The sequence below is a fragment of the Corallococcus macrosporus genome, from assembly GCF_017302985.1.
Classification (GTDB): Bacteria; Myxococcota; Myxococcia; order Myxococcales; family Myxococcaceae; genus Corallococcus; species Corallococcus macrosporus_A.
Genome location: NZ_JAFIMU010000007.1, coordinates 2,975,164 through 2,992,503, shown reverse-complemented (window position 1 = coordinate 2,992,503; position 17,340 = coordinate 2,975,164). Strand labels below are relative to the sequence as shown.

Here is a 17,340-nt window from a genome sequence, read left to right as displayed (position 1 = left end):
TAAGCCGAATTCTCAGGCATCCCACCTTGCGTGCACCGGTCGACTCCGACTTTCTTCGGACAAGCTACGAAGTCCCCCTTCGCAGCGTTCGCCGTCCCACGCTCCATCCACCCCACTGGAGTTCGCAACCATGAGCCGAAGCAGACTCACGGGAATCGCGCTCGCATTCCTGGCCGTCAGTTGTCTGGCGGTGCAATCCGCAGAAGCCGCCACGTATGGCGTCACGCCATCGGGCTCCTCCGCCATCTTCTACGTCGACACGACGGACTGGGCGGACATCCACTACGTGCTCAATGGCGGCGGACAGCAGAACATCCGCATGACGGTGACGGGAGGTCGCAACCAGTACACCGTCACGGGCCTGAGCACCGGCAACACCATCGACTATTTCTTTACGTACTGGGACGTGTCGTGCGCGTGCGCGCGGGACACGGCCTGGACGCGCTACACGCATAGCGGGACGGGCACGGGCACGGACGCGGGCACCGGCACGGACGCGGGCACCGGCACGGACGCGGGCCCTCCGCCCAACGGCGACGCGGGCCCCGTGGTGCCGCTGTTCACCAGCGCCACCGCGCTGGAGCCGGCCACCGTGGAGAACACCTCCACCGCCATCATCACCCGCGTGGGTGACCGCGTGCGCGACCGCCACATGCGCGAGGACATGTACCAGGCGTACGACCACTACCTGAAGCTGTACTTCGAGAAGCGCACCCACTGGATTGAAATCGTGGACGAGGTGGCGAAGGGCGGCAGCACCATCACGGTGAACCTCTACACCATCTACCCGTACGACTCGCCGGACTTCCGCGCGTTCTTCCGCGGCATCAACACCGTGGCCGAGTACTGGCACAACGCGGACTTCATCAAGGTCAACGACTACAAGTACACGGCGTCGGTGAACTTCAACGCCAAGGAAGGCCGCGCCATCCGCAACGGTGACCGGATGGAGCTGGAAGTGGGCGTCTTCCTCCAGCAGCCGGTGGAAGGCCGCTTCAACTACTACTCCACGGGCATGCTCTACATCGTGGGCCAGGGCGGCCTGGTGCCCTTCGAGGGCCAGGGCTCGCTGCGCGACTCCTTCCCGCTGCCGGACAAGGCGTGGGCGGGCGGCCGCGGCACGCTGCACACGCCGTTCTCCAACGAGCCGGACAACCGCTTCCTGCAGATGCCCACGAACCTGGCGCCGGTGAACGCGCAGCCCTTCGTGGACGGCCGCCGCCTGCACCACACGAACTTCCGCGACGGCACCCACTCGGAGCCGGACAACCCCATCTTCACGGCGCAGGTGAACAAGCTGGGCAACAACTACGTCAACGTGTCCTGCGTCTCCTGCCACAAGCAGAACGGCCGCGGCCTGCCGCCCTCCACCACGAACACCACGCTGGACAACTACGTGGTGAAGGTGGGCAAGGTGAACAACGGCGTGGTGTCCGTGGACCCCGCGCTGGGCTTCCGCCTGCAGCCGCGCGCGGTCAGCGGCACGCCGGAGGCGGACGTGCGCATCGGCAGCTGGACCACGACGGCCAGCGGCACGCTGAACGGCGGCACGACGTACAGCCTGCGCAAGCCCAACTACAGCTTCCTCAACGTGACGCCGACGAACTTCTCCGCGCGCATCACGCCGCAGCTCATCGGCATGGGCCTGCTGGAGGCGGTGCCCGAGTCGCAGATCGCCGGCCTGGCGGACCCCAACGACGCGAACGGCGACGGCATCTCCGGCCGCATGCAGACCGTGAAGGACCCGGAGACGGGCGTCACCCGCATGGGCCGCTTCGGCTGGAAGGCGGGCGCGGCGCGCGTGAAGCACCAGGTGGCCGAGGCGCTCAACAGCGACATGGGCGTGACGTCCAACGTGTTCAAGACGATGGACTGCGGCTCGTCCCAGCAGGGCTGCGCGGGCACCAGCGCGGAGCTGGCCGACAGCGACCTGGACAAGCTCACCCGCTACATCGCCCTCCTGGGCGTGCCCGCGCGCCGTGACCACTCGGACGCGACGGCGCTGCAGGGAGAGACGGTGTTCACCAACGCGGGCTGCGCGAAGTGCCACGCGCCCACGCTGACCACCAGCCCCTACGCGGCGATGAACGAGTTCCGTGGCCAGACCATCCGCCCGTACACCGACCTGCTGCTGCACGACATGGGCGCGGGGCTGGCGGACAACCTTCCGGAAGGCCAGGCGTCCGGCGCCGAGTGGCGCACGCCGCCGCTCTGGGGCATCGGCCTGACGGCGGGCGTGTCCGGCGGTGAGGCGTACCTGCACGACGGCCGCGCGCGCAGCGTCACCGAGGCCATCCTCTGGCACGGCGGCGAGGGCGAGGCCGCCAAGCAGGCCTTCGTGAACCTCAGCGCCGCGGACCGCAACGCGCTGCTGAAGTTCGTCAACTCGCTGTAACGCTCGCGGCTCCAAGCACCGGCGCCGGGCAGGAGGGGTCATCGTGCCCCGCGTGTCCGGCGCCGTGCTGTTTCAACGGGGCCCGGGGAAACAAGCCTGCCCGCCTGGTGCTCCTCCGTGCGGTATGGGGTTCCGGAAGACCACCCCATATTGGTTTCAAGGGAGGTGCCCGTCGATGGACGAACAGCGGGAGGAGGAGGCCGCTGCACGGTTGAAGAGCGGAGTGCCCCACCTCGATGTGATTCTGAATGGGGGCTGGCTGCGTGGCGGGCTGTACCTCATCGCCGGGCCTCCGGGCAGCGGCAAGACGACGCTCGCCAACGAGATGTGCTTCCGGCGCGCGGAGGGCGGAGACGCGTCCCTCTACGTGACGCTGCTCGCGGAGACCCACGAGCGCATGCTGCTGCACCTGCGCTCGTTCCGGTTCTTCGACAAGGACGCCGTCGGCACCCACGTGCACTACATCAGCGGCCTGCCTGCGCTGCGCGAGGGGGGCGGCAAGGGCTTCGTCGACACGCTCATCCGCACCGTCCGGGAGCGCGACGCGCGGGTGCTCATCGTGGACGGCCTGTCGGTGTTCAAGGAGCGGCTGCGCCCGGACGAGGACCTGCGCGAGCTCCTGCAGGCGCTCAACGTGCGGCTGGCCGCCCTGGACTGCACGGTGCTGCTCCTGAGCACCGAGACGAACAAGGGGGTGAGCGTGGAGGCCGCCGTCGTGGACGGCATCGTGGCCCTGAGCGCGGACCTCATCGGCCTCAAGGCCACGCGCGGCATCGAGCTCACCAAGTTCCGCGGCAGCAACAACGTCCCGGGCCGCCACACCTTCACCATCGACGAGCATGGCGTGCGCGTCTACCCGCGCTTCGAGTCGGTGATGCGGGAGACCCCGCGCAAGCTGGCCGACGCGCGCCACCGCAGCCGCTGGGGCATCGAGGGGCTGGACGCCATGTGCTACGGCGGCCTGGTCACCCTGTCCTCCACGCTGGTGATGGGCAGCCCCGGCAGCGGCAAGACGCTCATCGGCATGTCGTTCCTGATGGAGGGCGCGCTCAAGGGGGAGCCGGGGCTCTACTTCGGCTTCGCGGAGAGCGGCGAGCAGCTCACGCTGAAGTGCCGCAACGTGGGGCTGGACCTGGAACCGCTGCAGCGCCAGGGGCTGCTGCGCCTGGAGGCGCGCGCGCCGGTGGAGACGCTCCCGGACGCCATGGCCCAGGAGCTGATGCACATCATCCAGGAGCAGGGGGTGAAGCGGCTGGTGCTGGATGGGCTGGAGCCCTTCGCCAAGGAGGCCATCGATCCGGAGCGCACCACCCGCTTCCTCGCGGCGCTCATCAACGCCCTGCGCGAGCGCGACGTCACCATGCTCATCACCCAGCAGGTGAACGACATGTTCGGGCCCGAGCTGCACTCGCCCATCCGCGGCATCGAGGCCATCTGCGACAACCTGGTCTTCCTGCGCTTCTTCGAGCTGCACGGGAAGCTGCACCGGCTCATCACCGTGCTGAAGATGCGCGACAGCGCCAACGACCCGTTCCTGCGCGAGCTGCGCATCACCGACGAGGGTCCCCGCGTCGGGGAGTCCTACACGGCGCTGGAGGCCGTCCTCACCGGACAGCCCCTGGACCGGTCCTCGTCCTCCCGCCACCCGGTGTCGCCCGGCCCCGGGCTCGGCGGACCGGACAGGGGGGAGAGGTAATGGCACGCATCCTCGTGGTGGAGGATGAAGAGACCCTGGCGGACGCCATCCAGGACGTGTTGCAGGACGCGGGGTTCGACGTGCAGGTGGCCCGCAACGGCCTGGACGCGTGGCGCAAGCTGGAGGGGGACGCTCCCGACCTGCTGATGCTGGACCTGATGCTGCCGCTGCTGGACGGCCGGGGGCTGCTCACGCGGATGCGCGGCGAAGGCCGGCTGCGCGAGCTGCCGGTGGTGGTCATCTCCAGCGCCAGCCGCAAGGCGCTGGGCGATCAGCAGGTCCACTCGTTCCTGGAGAAGCCCGTCACGGTGAAGGGCCTGGTCAAGGCCGTGAGGTCCGTGCTCGGGGGTGCGGAGGGATGAGCAGCCTGCTGTTGGCGCAGGCGCTGCGCGCGCGGCGTGAGCCCATCGTGCAGCGGTGGCTGGTCCAGGAGCGGGAGCGGACGGGCGACCAGGAGCACTCCGACGACGTGCTCATCGACGGGCTGCGCGGCCTGCTGCTGGAGCTGGCCGGGGCGCTGGAGGCGCGCGAGCGCAACGAGCCGGAGCCCGTCCGCCGCGCGGCGCGCGAGCACGCGCTGCAGCGCTGGCGGCTGGGCCTTCCACTGGAGCGCATCACCCGGGAGTACGCGGGGCTGCGCCAGGTGCTGCTGCGCGAGCTGAGCGACGTGCGGGCGCACACGGACACCGGCGGCTGGGCACTGCTGCACGAGTGGCTGGACCATGCCGTCTGCGAGTGCGTCACCGCCTACGTCCAGCGCCAGACGGGCACGCTGGAGCATGAGCGGCAGCGCTTCCGGGTGTCCCTGCAGCGCGCGCCCGTGATGGTCTTCGAGCAGGACCTGGACCTGCGCTACACCTGGGTGCACCCGCACGACGCGGGCACCGCGCTGGTGGGCCACACCGACGCGGAGCTCCTCCAGGACCGGCGCACGCTGGGGGACGTGGTGCAGCTGAAGCACCGGGTCTTCGAGCAGGGCGAGCCCGCGGCCGGACAGGTGCGCATCGTGCAGGACGGACAGGAGCGGCACTACTGGCTGTCGCTCGAGCCGGTGCGCGACCGCGACGGCCGCGTGGAGGGGCTGGTGGGCGCCGCCACCGACTTCACCGAGCGGGTCCTCCAGGAGACCGAGCTGCGCGAGGCCCTGGAGCTGCGGGAGAAGCTGCTCGGGGTGGTGAGCCACGACCTGCGCAACCCCGTCAACGCCATCGTGCTGAGCACCGAGTCGCTCTTGCGCCAGCCGAAGCTGGAGGAGCGGCAGCAGCAGTTGTTGCGGCGGCTGCGCCAGGCGGCCCAGCGCGCGGAGCGGCTCATTGGCGAGCTGCTGGACTACACGCGGCTGCGCACCAGCGGGCTGTTGCCCGTGACGCCCGCGCCGTGCGACCTGGGCCACATCGCGGAGCAGGTGATGGGCGAGGTGTCCCTGGCGGTCCCCGACCGCGACCTGCGGGTGGTGCGCGCCCCCGCCGCGGACCTGCGGCTGGACGCGGATCCGGACCGGCTGGCGCAGCTGCTCACGAACCTGGTGCGCAATGCCTTGCAGCACAGCCTGGAGGGAACGCGGGTGACCATCCGCCTGGACGCGGCCCCCGACACGGTGTCGGTGTCCGTCCACAACGAGGGCGTGCCCATCCCGCAGCACGAACAGGAGCGCATGTTCGAGGCCTTCGTCCAGGGCGAGGGCGCGAGCTTCCGCGGCGGCAACGTGGGCCTGGGGCTCTACATCGTGAAACACATCCTGGAAGCCCACCGGGGCGGCGTCGTCGTCCACTCCACGGCCGACGCCGGCACGACCTTCACCGTGGCGTTGCCGCGCGCAGGTTGAAACGGGCGCACCGCCCTACACGGCGGGACCACATCCGCGGAGGCCGCCTGACACCCCGGGCGTCGCAGGCGACTGCGCACGGGCGCACGGTTGGGCGCGACGATGCGCAATGGCAGACATGCGTGGGGGAGTCCCCACTCCCGGCCCTGTGAAGCGTTCCGACATTCCCCTCCGGCCCCTTCCCGGAGAACGTCCATGGCGCACCGCCCCGCCGCCCCGCCGCCGCTTTCCGACAGTGAGGTCCAAGCGGAGGCCGTGGCCTTCCTGGACGCCCGGGGACACTGGCTGACCGCCGTCACGGCGCGGCGGGTCGCGGCGGTGCGCGAGTTCTTCCGGCAGCACGCCCACCTGCGGCGCGACTACCTCCGGGAGCGGGCGGAAGGCGAGCGACAGGAGGGTCGGCTCGCGCTGGAGCTGTTCTCCCGCGCGGTGCAGCGCGTGCGCTGGCTGCTCACCACGGGCGACGGCCCCGACACGCGCATCCATGGCGCGGAGGCCGGACGCGACCTGGGCCTGCTGTTCGCGGGCACGGACTCCGGACTGGATGGCCTGACGTCGGAGCAGGACGAGCGCTGGAACGTCAACCACCCGCACCCGCTGCCGCCCACCGGCTTCCGCCCCCACGGCCGCGACGACGACCAGACCCGCCACCTGGCCTTCTACGCGATGTTCGGCGCCACCCACGTCACCAACCCCGGAGAGCAGTGGAGCAAGCTGATGGGCACGCTCAGCGACCTGGGCCATCCGCAGGACCAGCACCTGGCGTGGGACGGCATCGACCTGGGACGCAGGCTGGGCGACCCGCGCGTCGACGTGAACGCCTGGCTCTGGAAGACCCTGGGGGACCCGTCCCAGCTCCCCCAGGCCGCCGGGGCCGTCGCGGGCTGAGAGGCGATTGCACGCTGGCGCACCGTCGCCGCGCATCTTCGTAGCCAGCACGCGCGCGCCGCGCCACGCTGGCCCTTCCGTGGACGACACCCGCCTCCCCGACCCCGAAGCCCTCCGCCCGCTGCTCACCGACGCCCTGTCGCTGCCCGCGCTCAAGCCCCACGGCCCGCGCCTGGAGCGGCTGCTGGAGGACTACGCGCGCGGCGTGGCCCGGAAGGACGCGCCGCTCGTCGTCGCGCTCGTGGGAGCCACCGGCGCGGGCAAGTCCACGCTGCTCAACGCCCTCTCCGGCCAGGCGCTCTCCCGCGAAGGCGTGGACCGCCCCACCAGCACCGTCTCCACCCTCTTCGCGCCGGAGGGCACGGCCACGGACGAGCTGGCCCGCACCGGCGCGCGCGTCGTGCGCTACACGCCCGGGCCCCAGGGGCTGTGGAGCGGACAGGTCTTCATCGACACGCCGGACCTGAACAGCGTGGCCACGTCCCACCGCGACGTCGCGCGCGCCGCGCTGGACAAGGCGGACGTGGCGCTCGTCGTCATGCACCGGGGCAGCGTCGCGGAGGCCACCCAGGTGGAGTTCCTCACCGAGTTCGCCCGCCGCCGCGCGCTCGTGTTCATCCTCAACTTCGCGGACGAGCTGTCCGCCGAATCGCGCGAGGCCCTGAAGTCCCAGGTCCGCCGCGTGGCCACCCAGCACTACGGCCTGGCCGCGGAGGACGTCCCCGTCTTCGCCATCAGCGCGCGCGCCGCGAAGGACGGCCAGGACGTCTCCGGCGAGTTCGGCCCGCTGCTCTTCCACCTGCGCGGGCTGGCCACCCAGGCCGTCGCCGCGCGCGTGCGTCACACCAACGCCCTGGGCGCGCTGGAGGAGCTCGCCTCCACCGTCCAGACGGCGCTCAACGACACGGACGCGCTGCTCGCGAAGACGCGCACCGCGCTGGACGCGGGGCTCGGGCGCGCGGCGGAGGCGCTTCAAGGCGACTTCGACGCGCGGCTGTCCCTGGCCCACGGACACCTGGCGTCGGAGGTGCGCCGGCAGGCCGCGGGCCGCTTCTGGGGTCCCGCCGCGTGGGGACTGCGGCTGTCGTTGTGGGGCGCGTCCGGCATGGGCGCCGGCGCGCTGGTGGCCCGCCGCAGCCTGCCCGCGGGGCTCGCCGTCGCCGCGGCCTCCACCGTGGTGGATGCCGTCAGGGACCGCACCCGCGCCCGCGCCGCGGAGGTCGCCGTGGTGGAGCCCTTCGAGGACGACTTCCTCGCGGAGTCCGCGGCGCGCACCGCCCTGGCGGAGGCGCGCAGCGTGGCGCGCACGCAGGGGCTGGAGGCGGAGGTCCTGGGCGTGCCGGACGTGGAGGCGATGCTGTCGGAATTGCGCGTGGCCCGCGCGGGGGCCTGGCGCTACACGGCCTCCACCGCTGTCGCGGAGGCCGTGGCCCGCTGGTGGCGCACGGCCCGGTGGCTGGTGTTGCCGCTCATCAACCTGCCCCTGCTGACACTGCTGGGGCACGTGGGCTACCGCGTCGTGCGCGGATACGTCGAAGGCCCCCTGTTGCCGTTGGAGTACTTCCTCAACGCGGGGGCCTTCTTCGGACTGCTCGCGGGCGCCGGAGCGCTGCTCGCGTCAGCGAGTCTCGTCGGAGCCGCTCGCCATGCGGGGCGCGCGGGCCGGGCTCGCTTTGTCGAGGCCCTCGCCGCCCTGGGCGGGAGGCTGGGAGAGGCCGTCGATGATGGCCTTGGCACCGGGCGGCAGGCCGCGCGACGCATCCTGGAGCGGATTCGCGCTGTCGGGTGACATGGACATCACGGCCTGGCCGGGCATGTGGACGCCGCCATTGGAGGCCATCATCGGCTGCGCGGAGTCCTTGCACAGCGGCGCGGACACCAGCGTCTCACGCACCGGGTCCCCATAGCCCGCGATGCGCGCGGGCACGGAGGGGTTGTTCCACCCGGCGCCCTTCTCCTTGGCGACCTTGAAGTGCAGGTGCGCGCCGCACGCCCAGCCCGTCGCGCCGGAGAAGCCGATGAGCTGGCCCTCCTTCACCTTCTCACCGGCCTTCACCACCACGGCGCTGAAATGCAGGTACTGCGTCTCCAGCCCGTCGCCGTGCGAGATGACGACGTAGTTGGCCAGCGGCGCGAACTGCTCGCCACAGCCGCCCTGACGGCTGTCGCCACGCGCCATGCGCACGACACCGTCATGCGCCGCCACGATGGGCGTGCCTTCCGGCATGCGGAAGTCCCACGCGAACGTGTCGTTGTGCTGGTGGCTGCCCGTCTCATGACCCTGACTCACCGTGTAGACGCGGCCACACGCGAACGGCACGCCCACCTCGGGCATGTTCGCGACCGCATTGGCGGAGGGAGGGACAGCGGGTGCCGAAGCGAGGAGGGAGCCGACGAGAAGAGCGGTAATGGTCATATCGGGGCGGGCGGACAACCGGTGCAAGGGCTTGCGCTATTTCCCTGGGATTTTCGCTCAGTCCCGAACGGATCACTAGCAGGCGAGCCACGCCCTGATCCGTCTCAAGGGGACGACCATTGACCACACTCCAGAGGGAATGTGACGCGAAAGCGGCGCAGCGCCTGTCTCCCCGTCTGCCCGGTTGGCAGGCATTGCGCCTCTGAAACCTCTCCGCTCCAATCCCTGTCACCTGTCCGGGCTTGAAGACAGACGCCTGTCTGGTCGCATGCCCCACGGGCAGGCCTGGAACACCCCCTGTCTTCAGGATCAGCCGCGGGCTGCCGCACCGCATCAACAAAGTGACTGGTCACTTTTTAAGTGACCGGTTATCCTTCCGGCATGCCCCCGAAGTCCGCCTCCAAGAAGGTCCAGGAGAAGGCCCAGGCCGCGGCCCCGGTGCGCCGCACGCAGGCGGAGCGCCGTGAGACGACGCGCCGCAAGCTGCTGGACGCCACCATCGAGGCGCTGGTGGAGCAGGGCTACGCGCGGCTGACGACGGTGGAGGTGGCGAAGCGGGCGGGGGTGTCGCAGGGGGCGCTGTTCACGCACTTTGAAACGAAGGAGGAGCTGCTCGCGGTGGCGGTGGAGCACCTCTTCCCGCGCATCATCCAGGACTTCCTCGCGGGCGTGGGGGCGCGCCCCTCCGGGAAGGACCGGGTGGGCGCGGCGGTGGACATGCTGTGGGCCGCCTACCAGCGGCCGGAGCTGCAGGCCGCCGTGGAGCTCTACGTCGCGGCGCGCACCGTCCCGGAGCTGCAGCGGGCGCTGGCGGCGGTGGACGGGCCGCACCGCCAGAACCTGCACCGCGTGGCGCGCGAGCTGTTCCCGGACGTGGCCGCCACGCACCCGGACTTCGACGACGTGGTGGAGCTGGCGCTGGACGCGGTGCAGGGCGCGGCGGTGGGCGGCTCGGCGCGGCCGGAAGACCCCGCGCACCGCCGCATGCTGGACACGCTGGCGCGCTTCATGCGCGTCGCGTTCGCCCCCAGGGACTGATTCGCAGGAGGTCATCATGGACATGGCGCACATCCCCGACCTCATCACCCCGGCCATCCCGGTGTTCGTCCTCACCGTCATCGCCGAGGCGCTCTGGGTGAAGAAGCTGCGCGAGGAGCGCGGCGACTCCATCAAGGGCCACACGTGGAAGGACACGCTGGCCAGCATCTCCATGGGCCTGGGCAACGTGGCGGTGAACGTGTTCTGGAAGGGCGTGGCGTTCGCGGGCTACGCGGCGCTCTACCACCTGACGCCGCTGCGCATGGGCCACGGGCTGCTGGCCTGGGTGCTGCTCTTCTTCCTGGAAGACCTCTGCTACTACGCCTTCCACCGCGTCCACCACGAGAGCCGCTTCTTCTGGGCGTCGCACGTGGTGCACCACTCCAGCCAGCACTACAACCTGTCCACGGCGCTGCGGCAGACGTGGACGCCGATGACGGGCTGGGTGTTCTGGGCGCCGCTGGCGCTCCTGGGCTTCTCCCCGGAGATGATCGTCACGCAGCAGGCGGTGAGCCTGCTGTACCAGTACTGGATCCACACGGAGGCCATCGACCGGCTGCCGCGTCCGGTGGAGTGGCTGTTCAACACGCCGTCGCACCACCGCGCGCACCACGCGTCGAACGCGGCCTACATCGACGTGAACTACGCGGGCATCCTCATCCTCTGGGACCGGCTCTTCGGCACGTTCGTCCCGGAGACCGAGCGCCCCATCTACGGGCTGACGAAGAACCTCACCACGCACAACCCGGTGCGCATCGCGTTCCACGAGTTCGCCGCCATCGCGAGGGACGCGGCCCGCCCGGGGCCGCTGAGCCAGCGGCTGGGCTACATCTTCCGCAACCCGGCGTGGAAGCCCAAGGGGTCGCCGCCGCCGGAGGCCCCGCCGCCCATGGAGGCCGCGCACCCGGCCCCCTGAGGCGCGTGCCTCCCGGGTGGACGACAGCCCGGGGTGGGAACCGACGTCCAGGCAACGTGGCGCGCGACATCGTTGCGTCCGCGCCGTGCGGGCCTTGCTACGGTGCGCCGCGACGGTTCTGGCGGGCGCCGCGCATGCGGCCGGCGCCCCTTGCAAGGGAGTCGGGACATGACGGAGCGCGAGTTGTGGGAGCGGTACCAGCGGCACCTGTGCGTCGTCCCCTCGGTGGGGCTCACGCTGGACATCTCCCGCATGAACTTCGGCGCGGACTTCCTGGACGGGATGCGCCCGCGCATGGACGCGGCGTTCCAGGCCATGGACGCGCTGGAGAAGGGCGCCATCGCCAATCCGGATGAGAAGCGCCGCGTGGGCCACTACTGGCTGCGCGCCCCGGAGCTGGCGCCGGACGCCGAGCTGAAGACGGCCATCACGGACATGCAGGCGCGGGTGGCCGCGTTCGCGAAGGACGTGCACTCGGGCAAGGTGAAGCCCGCGAAGGCGGCGAAGTTCACGCAGGTGCTCATCGTCGGCATCGGCGGTTCGGCGCTGGGCCCGCAGCTGGTGGCGGACGCGCTGGGCAGCGGCCGGGACGCGATGCAGGTGCACTTCCTGGACAACACGGATCCGGACGGGATGGACCGGGTGCTCAACGGCCTGGGTGAGCGGCTGGCGGAGACGCTCTGCGTGGTCATCAGCAAGTCCGGCGGCACCAAGGAGACGCGCAACGGCATGCTGGAGGTGGAGGCCGCCTACACGCAGCGCGGCCTGGACTTCGGCGCGCACGCGGTCGCGGTGACGGGCGACGGCAGCGAATTGGATAACTACGCCAAGGGCCACAAGTGGCTGCGCACCTTCCCCATGTGGGACTGGGTTGGCGGGCGCACGTCGGTGATGTCGGCGGTGGGGCTCTTGCCGGCGCAGCTGCAGGGGCTGGACGTGGCGGGCTTCCTCGCGGGCGCGAAGGACATGGACGCGGCGACGCGCGTGCACGACGTGGCGGCGAACCCGGCGGCGCTGCTCGCGCTGATGTGGTTCCACGCGGGCGGCGGCAAGGGCCAGAAGGACATGGTCATCCTGCCGTACAAGGACCGGCTGATGCTGATGTCCAAGTACCTCCAGCAGCTGGTGATGGAGTCGCTGGGCAAGGAGCTGTCGCTGGACGGCAAGGTCGTGAACCAGGGCCTCGCCGTCTACGGCAACAAGGGCTCCACGGATCAGCACGCGTACGTGCAGCAGCTGCGCGAGGGCGTGAACAACTTCTTCGTCACCTTCGTGGAGGTGCTGAAGGACCGGGACGGCAAGTCCCTGGCGGTGGAGGGGGAGAACACCAGCGGTGACTACCTGCTGGGGTTCCTCCTGGGCACGCGCCGGGCGCTGTTCGAGAAGGGCCGCGAGTCCATGACGCTCACCGTGCCGGACGTGAGCGCGCGCACGCTGGGGGCGCTGGTGGCGCTGTACGAGCGGGCGGTGGGCTTCTACGCGAGCCTCGTGAACATCAATGCCTATCACCAGCCGGGCGTGGAGGCGGGCAAGAAGGCCGCGGGCCGCGTGCTGGAGCTGCAGGGCAAGCTGCTGGCGAAGCTGAAGTCGGCGAAGGCGGAGGCGCGCTCGGCGGATCAACTGGCGCAGGACATCGGCGCGGAGGAGGAGGTGGAGACGGTGTTCAAGCTGCTGGAGCACCTGTCCGCGAACGGCGACCACGGCGTGAAGCGCTCGGGTGGCGCGCGTCCGGCGGAGGCCCGCTTCCAGTCCGCGTGACGACACCTTCACGGCCCCGGGCGGCGGGATGTAGCGGGCCGGGGCAGGCGCCATCCTGAGGGTTCGCGTTCCCCTCAGGAGCCCTGCCGATGAAGCCGTCCCCCGCCCTCCTGCTGCCCCCGCCTCCGCCTCCCCAGGAGGCCGAGGACTCCTGGCGCTTCGACGCGCTGGGCTGCGTGCGCAGCCGCGATGACGTGACGATGGCTTCGCTGCCTCGCGCGCGCTACCGCTCCGCGCTGGAGATTGGCGGCGCCATCGGCCTGCTCACCGAGAAGCTCCAGGCCCGCTGTGACGCCCTGCTCTCCCTGGAGCCCTCGGAGTCCTCCCAGGCGCGCGCCATCCACCGCTGCCGCCACCTGCCGCACGTGCGCTTCGAACGGATGGACGTGCCGGAGCGCTACCCCGAAGGGACCTTCGACCTCACCCTCGTCTCCGAGCGCGGCGCCTACTGGAACCTGCGCGAGCTGGCCATCGCGCAGCAGTGCATCCTCGAACACCTGGAGCCCGGCGGGCACCTGGTCCTCGTCCACTGGACCGGCCAGACCCGCGACATGCGCCTGGACGGCCACGAGGTCCACGACGCCTTCCGCCAGCTCACCCCCAAGCACCTGCGCCACCTGCGCGGCGAGATGGAGGGCACGTACCGCCTGGACGTCTTCGAACGGCTCTGAACGCCCCGGTGAATCCCCTCCCCCGCCCGGCCCGGGCTGGCGGTAGAAGGGACGGCATGGAACTGGGAATCACGGGGAAGACGGCGCTCGTCACTGGCAGCAGCCGGGGCATCGGGAAGGCCATCGCCATGACGCTGTCGCGCGAGGGCGCCCGGGTGTGCGTGTGCGCGCGCCACCTGGAGCCGCTGGAGGTCCTCGCGAAGGAGCTGCGCTCCGAGGGCGCCCAGGTGGCCACGGTGGTCGCGGACGTGGCCACGCAGGAGGGCGCGTACTCGGCGGTGGACGCCGCGGTGCGCGCCTTCGGCGCGCTGGACATCCTGGTGAACAACGTGGGCGGCAGCGGCGGCGCGGGCGCCTTCGACGCGGCCAGCACCCAGCAGTGGAACGACGTCCTCCAGCGCAACCTGATGTCCGCCGTGTGGTGCAGCCAGCGCGCGGTGCCCCTGATGCGCCAGACTGGCGGCGGCAACATCGTGCACATCAGCTCCATCTTCGGCCGCGAGTACGCCACCAGCGCGCCCTACAGCGCCGCGAAGGCGGGCCTCATCGCGCTCACCAAGGAGATGTCCGTGGACCTGGCGTCCTTCCGCATCCGCGTCAACGCCGTGGCCCCGGGCTCCATCTTCTTCCCCGGCGGCAGCTGGGACCGGCGCCAGCAGCACGACCCGGAGGCCGTGGCCAAGATGGTGCGCGAGCAGATTCCCTGGGGCCGCTTCGGCACCCCCGAGGAGGTGGCGGACGCGGTCGCCTTCCTGTGCTCGGAGCGGGCGAAGTGGGTGACGGGCGCCACCCTCCCCGTGGATGGCGGACAGGGCCGTGCCTACTAGGCCCGGGTGCGCTATGGAGTCCGCGCGAATGAGGGCCACGCATTGCTGAAGCTCTACAAGAAGGACGGCGACACCCTGCGCTACTGGGAGGCGTGGGAGCACGAGGGCGTCGTCACCGTGCACTGGGGCGCCGTGGGTGACGGCGGCGAGCAGAAGGCCGTCCCCGTCCCGCCGGACGAAGACCCGGACATGGTCATCGCGCAGGAGGCCGAATCGCTGGTGGACGCCGGCTACGACGAGCCCGAGCCGGACGCCATGGCCGTGCTGCTCGTTGAATACACCGTGCAGGGCAAGGGCACCGGCCACGACTTCGAGCAGCGCAACGCCGTGGAGGAGCTGCTCACGGACGCGCTCGGCTGGACGGGCAACGGCGAGGTGGAGGGCGGCGAGACGGAAGCCGGCGTCATGCGCGTGCACTGCCGCGTGATGGACCCGGACACCGCCGCGCGCACCGTGGTGGAGGCGCTGGACGCGGAGGATCTGCTCGAAGGCGCCCGCGTGCTGGTGGCGCGGGGCGAGGAGAAGCCCCGCGTCGTGCACCCGCCCCTGTTCCCCGTGCTCAAGTCGTAGGCTGCCCTCGGGGCCCGAAGACGCGGAACAGCAGCACCAGCGACGGCACCACCAGCACCAGGCCCACCGCGAGCGCCACGAGCAGCAGCCGCTGCACCACCGGCTGCGCCGCCGCGCTCTGGAGCGTCAGGTGCGGGTAGACGAGATAAGGCGCCTGCGACACCGCCCACCCCAGCACGATGAGCCCGCCCTGCGTGGCCGCCGCCACCCGCGCGGCCCGGAAGCGCCGCGTCCACAGGAGCGCGAACGCCGTCACCGCCGCCACCGCGGTGCCCCCGTGCAGCGCCAGCGCGAACGGCGTCTGGAGCAGGCCGGTCCACACGCGCGGTGCCCCCTCGCGCGACAGCAGCAGGGCGGCCAGGGCCAGCGGGAACAGGAGCCCGCCCGTCACCAGCGCCCGGCGCCGGAAGTCCTCCGCCAGCTCGCGCGTGGGCGCCTCATGCGTGAGGTACACGGCCGCCAGGAACGCGAACAGCCCCAGCGTCAGCACGCCCACCGACAGCGCGAAGGGCGACAGCCACGACGCGAAGAAGCCGCTCACCACCGCGTGCCCCTGCATGCGGATGGCGTCGCTGGCCACCGCGCCCACGCACATGCCCAGAAGCAGCGGCGCCACCACGCTCGCGACGCTGAACACCACGCCCCAGCGGCGCTCCACCACGTCGCCGCGAGTGTCATACGCGCGGAAGGTGAACGCCGTGCCCCGGAACACGATGCCCAGCACCAGCAGCGTCAGGGGCACGTGCAGGGCCACGCTCAGCGCCGCGAAGGCGCGCGGGAAGCCGCTGAACAGCAGCACCAGCCCGACGATGAGCCAGACGTGGTTCACCTCCCACACCGGTCCGATGGCGCGGGCGATGAGCGCGCGCTGCTCCGCCTTGCGCGGCCCGCGCGCCAAGAGGTCCCACACCCCGCCGCCGAAGTCCGCGCCGCCCAGGAGCGCGTACAGCACGAACGTGCCCGCCACCGCGAGCCCCAGCACCTGCGTCTCAGTGGACATGGGCCACCCCGCCGTCCACGCCCGCGCCGGGCGTCTTGGACCCGGGCAGCGTGCCCGCCACCTGCCGCCAGAGCACGAACAGCACCGTCACCCCGAGGAACAGGTACACCGCCGTGAACGTGAAGAACGGCGCGGCCAGGTGCGGCACCGGCGTCACCGCCGCGCTCGTGCGCATCACGTCCCGGACGATCCACGGCTGCCGCCCCCACTCCGTGACGAGCCACCCCGCCTCCAGCGCCACCAGCCCCAGCGGCCCCGCCCAAAGCCACGCGCGCATCATCCCCTTGCCGTGCGGCCACTCGCGGCCCCGCCACCGGCGCCACAGCGTCGCCAGCGCGAGCAGCGCCATCAGGCTGCCCGTGCCCACCATCACCTGGAAGGCCATGTGCACCTTGGGCACCGGCGGCCAGACGTCGCGAGGGAACTCCTCCAGCCCCTTCACCTCCGCGTCGGGGTCCGCGAACGCCAGGATGGAGAGCCCCTTCGGCAGGTCGATGGCGCCCTTCACCGTGCGCGTCTCCACGTCCGGCCAGCCGCCCACCTTCAGGGGCGCGCCCGCCTCCGTGTGGAAGTGCGCCTCCATCGCGGCCAGCTTCACCGGCTGCTCGCGCGCCACGTGCTTCGCGGACAGGTCCCCCACCAGCGGCTGCAGGAGCGCGGTGACACACGCGAGCGGCAGCGCGACGGACAGCGCCTTCTTGTGGAACGCCGCGCCCGGGTGCTTGAGCAGGATGAACGCGTGGATGCCCGCCATCGCGAACGCGCTGGCCTGATAGCAGGACAGGAGCACGTGGGCCGTCTGGTACTGCCAGCCGGGGCTGAACATGGCCACCAGCGGCTGCACGTCCGTGGGCCCCGCCGGCGTGGGCGTGAAGCCGGACGGGTTGTTCATGAACGTGTTCACCAGCGTGACGAAGAACGCGCTCGCCGCGCCGCTCACCGCCACCATCACGCCGCTGAACAGGTGCAGGCCCGGCGACACGCGCTCGCGGCCGTACAGGTAGATGCCCAGGAAGATGGCCTCGGTGAAGAAGGCCACGCCCTCCAGACTGAAGGGCAGGCCAATCACTTCCCCGTAGCGGCCCATGAACTCCGGCCACAGCAGGCCCAGCTCGAACGAGAGCACCGTCCCGCTCACCGCGCCCACCGCGAAGAGGATGGCCGTGCCCTTGGCCAGCTTCTCGCTGAGTTTCCGGTAGTCGGCGTCACCCGTGCGCCGGTGCTTCAGGTCGCTCAACACCATCAACACCGGCAACGCCACGCCGGCCGCCGCGAACACGATGTGGAACGCGAGCGAGAGCCCCATCTGCGCGCGCGCATAGAGCAGGTCCGTCATGAAC

Annotated in this window: 14 protein-coding genes and 1 pseudogene; 12 read left to right on the top strand and 3 right to left on the bottom strand. The window is 71.2% G+C overall.

Annotated features, from left to right (window positions below):
- Positions 1–130: 130 nt before the first annotated feature.
- The 6 genes from JYK02_RS24840 (at position 131) to JYK02_RS24815 (ending at position 8,593) form a co-directional block, all read left to right on the top strand.
- Positions 131–2,395 (top strand): di-heme oxidoredictase family protein, encoded by a 2,265-nt coding sequence (locus JYK02_RS24840; protein ID WP_207054552.1) that lies wholly within the window; start codon positions 131–133, stop codon positions 2,393–2,395.
- A gap of 175 nt (positions 2,396–2,570) precedes the next feature.
- Positions 2,571–4,091, top strand: coding sequence for an ATPase domain-containing protein (locus JYK02_RS24835; protein WP_207054551.1), 1,521 nt, complete (start codon positions 2,571–2,573; stop codon positions 4,089–4,091).
- The gene (locus tag JYK02_RS24830; RefSeq protein ID WP_207054550.1) at positions 4,091–4,453 is read left to right on the top strand and encodes a response regulator; all 363 of its coding nucleotides are present in this window, start codon (positions 4,091–4,093) and stop codon (positions 4,451–4,453) included. The genes JYK02_RS24835 and JYK02_RS24830 overlap by 1 nt, the downstream gene beginning before the upstream one ends.
- Entirely contained in the window at positions 4,450–5,916 is a 1,467-nt protein-coding gene (locus JYK02_RS24825) for a sensor histidine kinase (protein WP_207054548.1), read from the top strand. The genes JYK02_RS24830 and JYK02_RS24825 overlap by 4 nt, the downstream gene beginning before the upstream one ends.
- 195 nt (positions 5,917–6,111) lie before the next feature.
- Positions 6,112–6,804 (top strand): hypothetical protein, encoded by a 693-nt coding sequence (locus JYK02_RS24820; RefSeq protein ID WP_207054546.1) that lies wholly within the window; start codon positions 6,112–6,114, stop codon positions 6,802–6,804.
- 79 nt (positions 6,805–6,883) lie between these two features.
- Positions 6,884–8,593: a GTPase gene (locus tag JYK02_RS24815; protein ID WP_207054544.1), complete on the top strand. Its 1,710-nt coding sequence runs from the start codon at positions 6,884–6,886 to the stop codon at positions 8,591–8,593.
- 222 nt (positions 8,594–8,815) lie between these two features.
- Here JYK02_RS24815 and JYK02_RS40920 read toward each other — a convergent pair.
- A pseudogene (locus tag JYK02_RS40920) lies at positions 8,816–8,983 on the bottom strand (M23 family metallopeptidase); the annotation flags it as partial.
- 618 nt (positions 8,984–9,601) lie between these two features.
- Here JYK02_RS40920 and JYK02_RS24805 point away from each other — a divergent pair.
- From JYK02_RS24805 to JYK02_RS24780, 6 genes are all read left to right on the top strand, one after another.
- Positions 9,602–10,258 (top strand): TetR/AcrR family transcriptional regulator, encoded by a 657-nt coding sequence (locus JYK02_RS24805; RefSeq protein ID WP_207054542.1) that lies wholly within the window; start codon positions 9,602–9,604, stop codon positions 10,256–10,258.
- A 16-nt stretch (positions 10,259–10,274) separates the two neighbouring features.
- Positions 10,275–11,174: a sterol desaturase family protein gene (locus tag JYK02_RS24800; RefSeq protein WP_207054539.1), complete on the top strand. Its 900-nt coding sequence runs from the start codon at positions 10,275–10,277 to the stop codon at positions 11,172–11,174.
- A 168-nt stretch (positions 11,175–11,342) separates the two neighbouring features.
- Complete coding sequence (locus JYK02_RS24795) at positions 11,343–12,932, top strand: glucose-6-phosphate isomerase (protein ID WP_207054537.1); 1,590 nt, start codon at positions 11,343–11,345, stop codon at positions 12,930–12,932.
- An 89-nt stretch (positions 12,933–13,021) separates the two neighbouring features.
- Positions 13,022–13,603 carry a class I SAM-dependent methyltransferase gene (locus JYK02_RS24790; RefSeq protein ID WP_207054535.1) on the top strand — a complete coding sequence of 194 codons (582 nt, stop codon included), beginning with the start codon at positions 13,022–13,024 and terminating at the stop codon, positions 13,601–13,603.
- 56 nt (positions 13,604–13,659) lie between these two features.
- Entirely contained in the window at positions 13,660–14,430 is a 771-nt protein-coding gene (locus JYK02_RS24785; RefSeq protein WP_207054533.1) for an SDR family NAD(P)-dependent oxidoreductase, read from the top strand.
- Positions 14,431–14,472: 42 nt separating this feature from the next.
- Positions 14,473–15,000: a hypothetical protein gene (locus tag JYK02_RS24780; RefSeq protein ID WP_207054531.1), complete on the top strand. Its 528-nt coding sequence runs from the start codon at positions 14,473–14,475 to the stop codon at positions 14,998–15,000.
- Here JYK02_RS24780 and JYK02_RS24775 read toward each other — a convergent pair.
- The gene (locus JYK02_RS24775; RefSeq protein ID WP_207054530.1) at positions 14,990–16,000 is read right to left on the bottom strand and encodes a cytochrome d ubiquinol oxidase subunit II; all 1,011 of its coding nucleotides are present in this window, start codon (positions 15,998–16,000) and stop codon (positions 14,990–14,992) included. The two genes, JYK02_RS24780 and JYK02_RS24775, sit on opposite strands and share 11 nt — an antisense overlap.
- Complete coding sequence (locus JYK02_RS24770; RefSeq protein ID WP_242588877.1) at positions 15,990–17,336, bottom strand: cytochrome ubiquinol oxidase subunit I; 1,347 nt, start codon at positions 17,334–17,336, stop codon at positions 15,990–15,992. Before JYK02_RS24770 ends, JYK02_RS24775 begins: the two co-directional genes overlap by 11 nt.
- Positions 17,337–17,340: the final 4 nt, after the last annotated feature.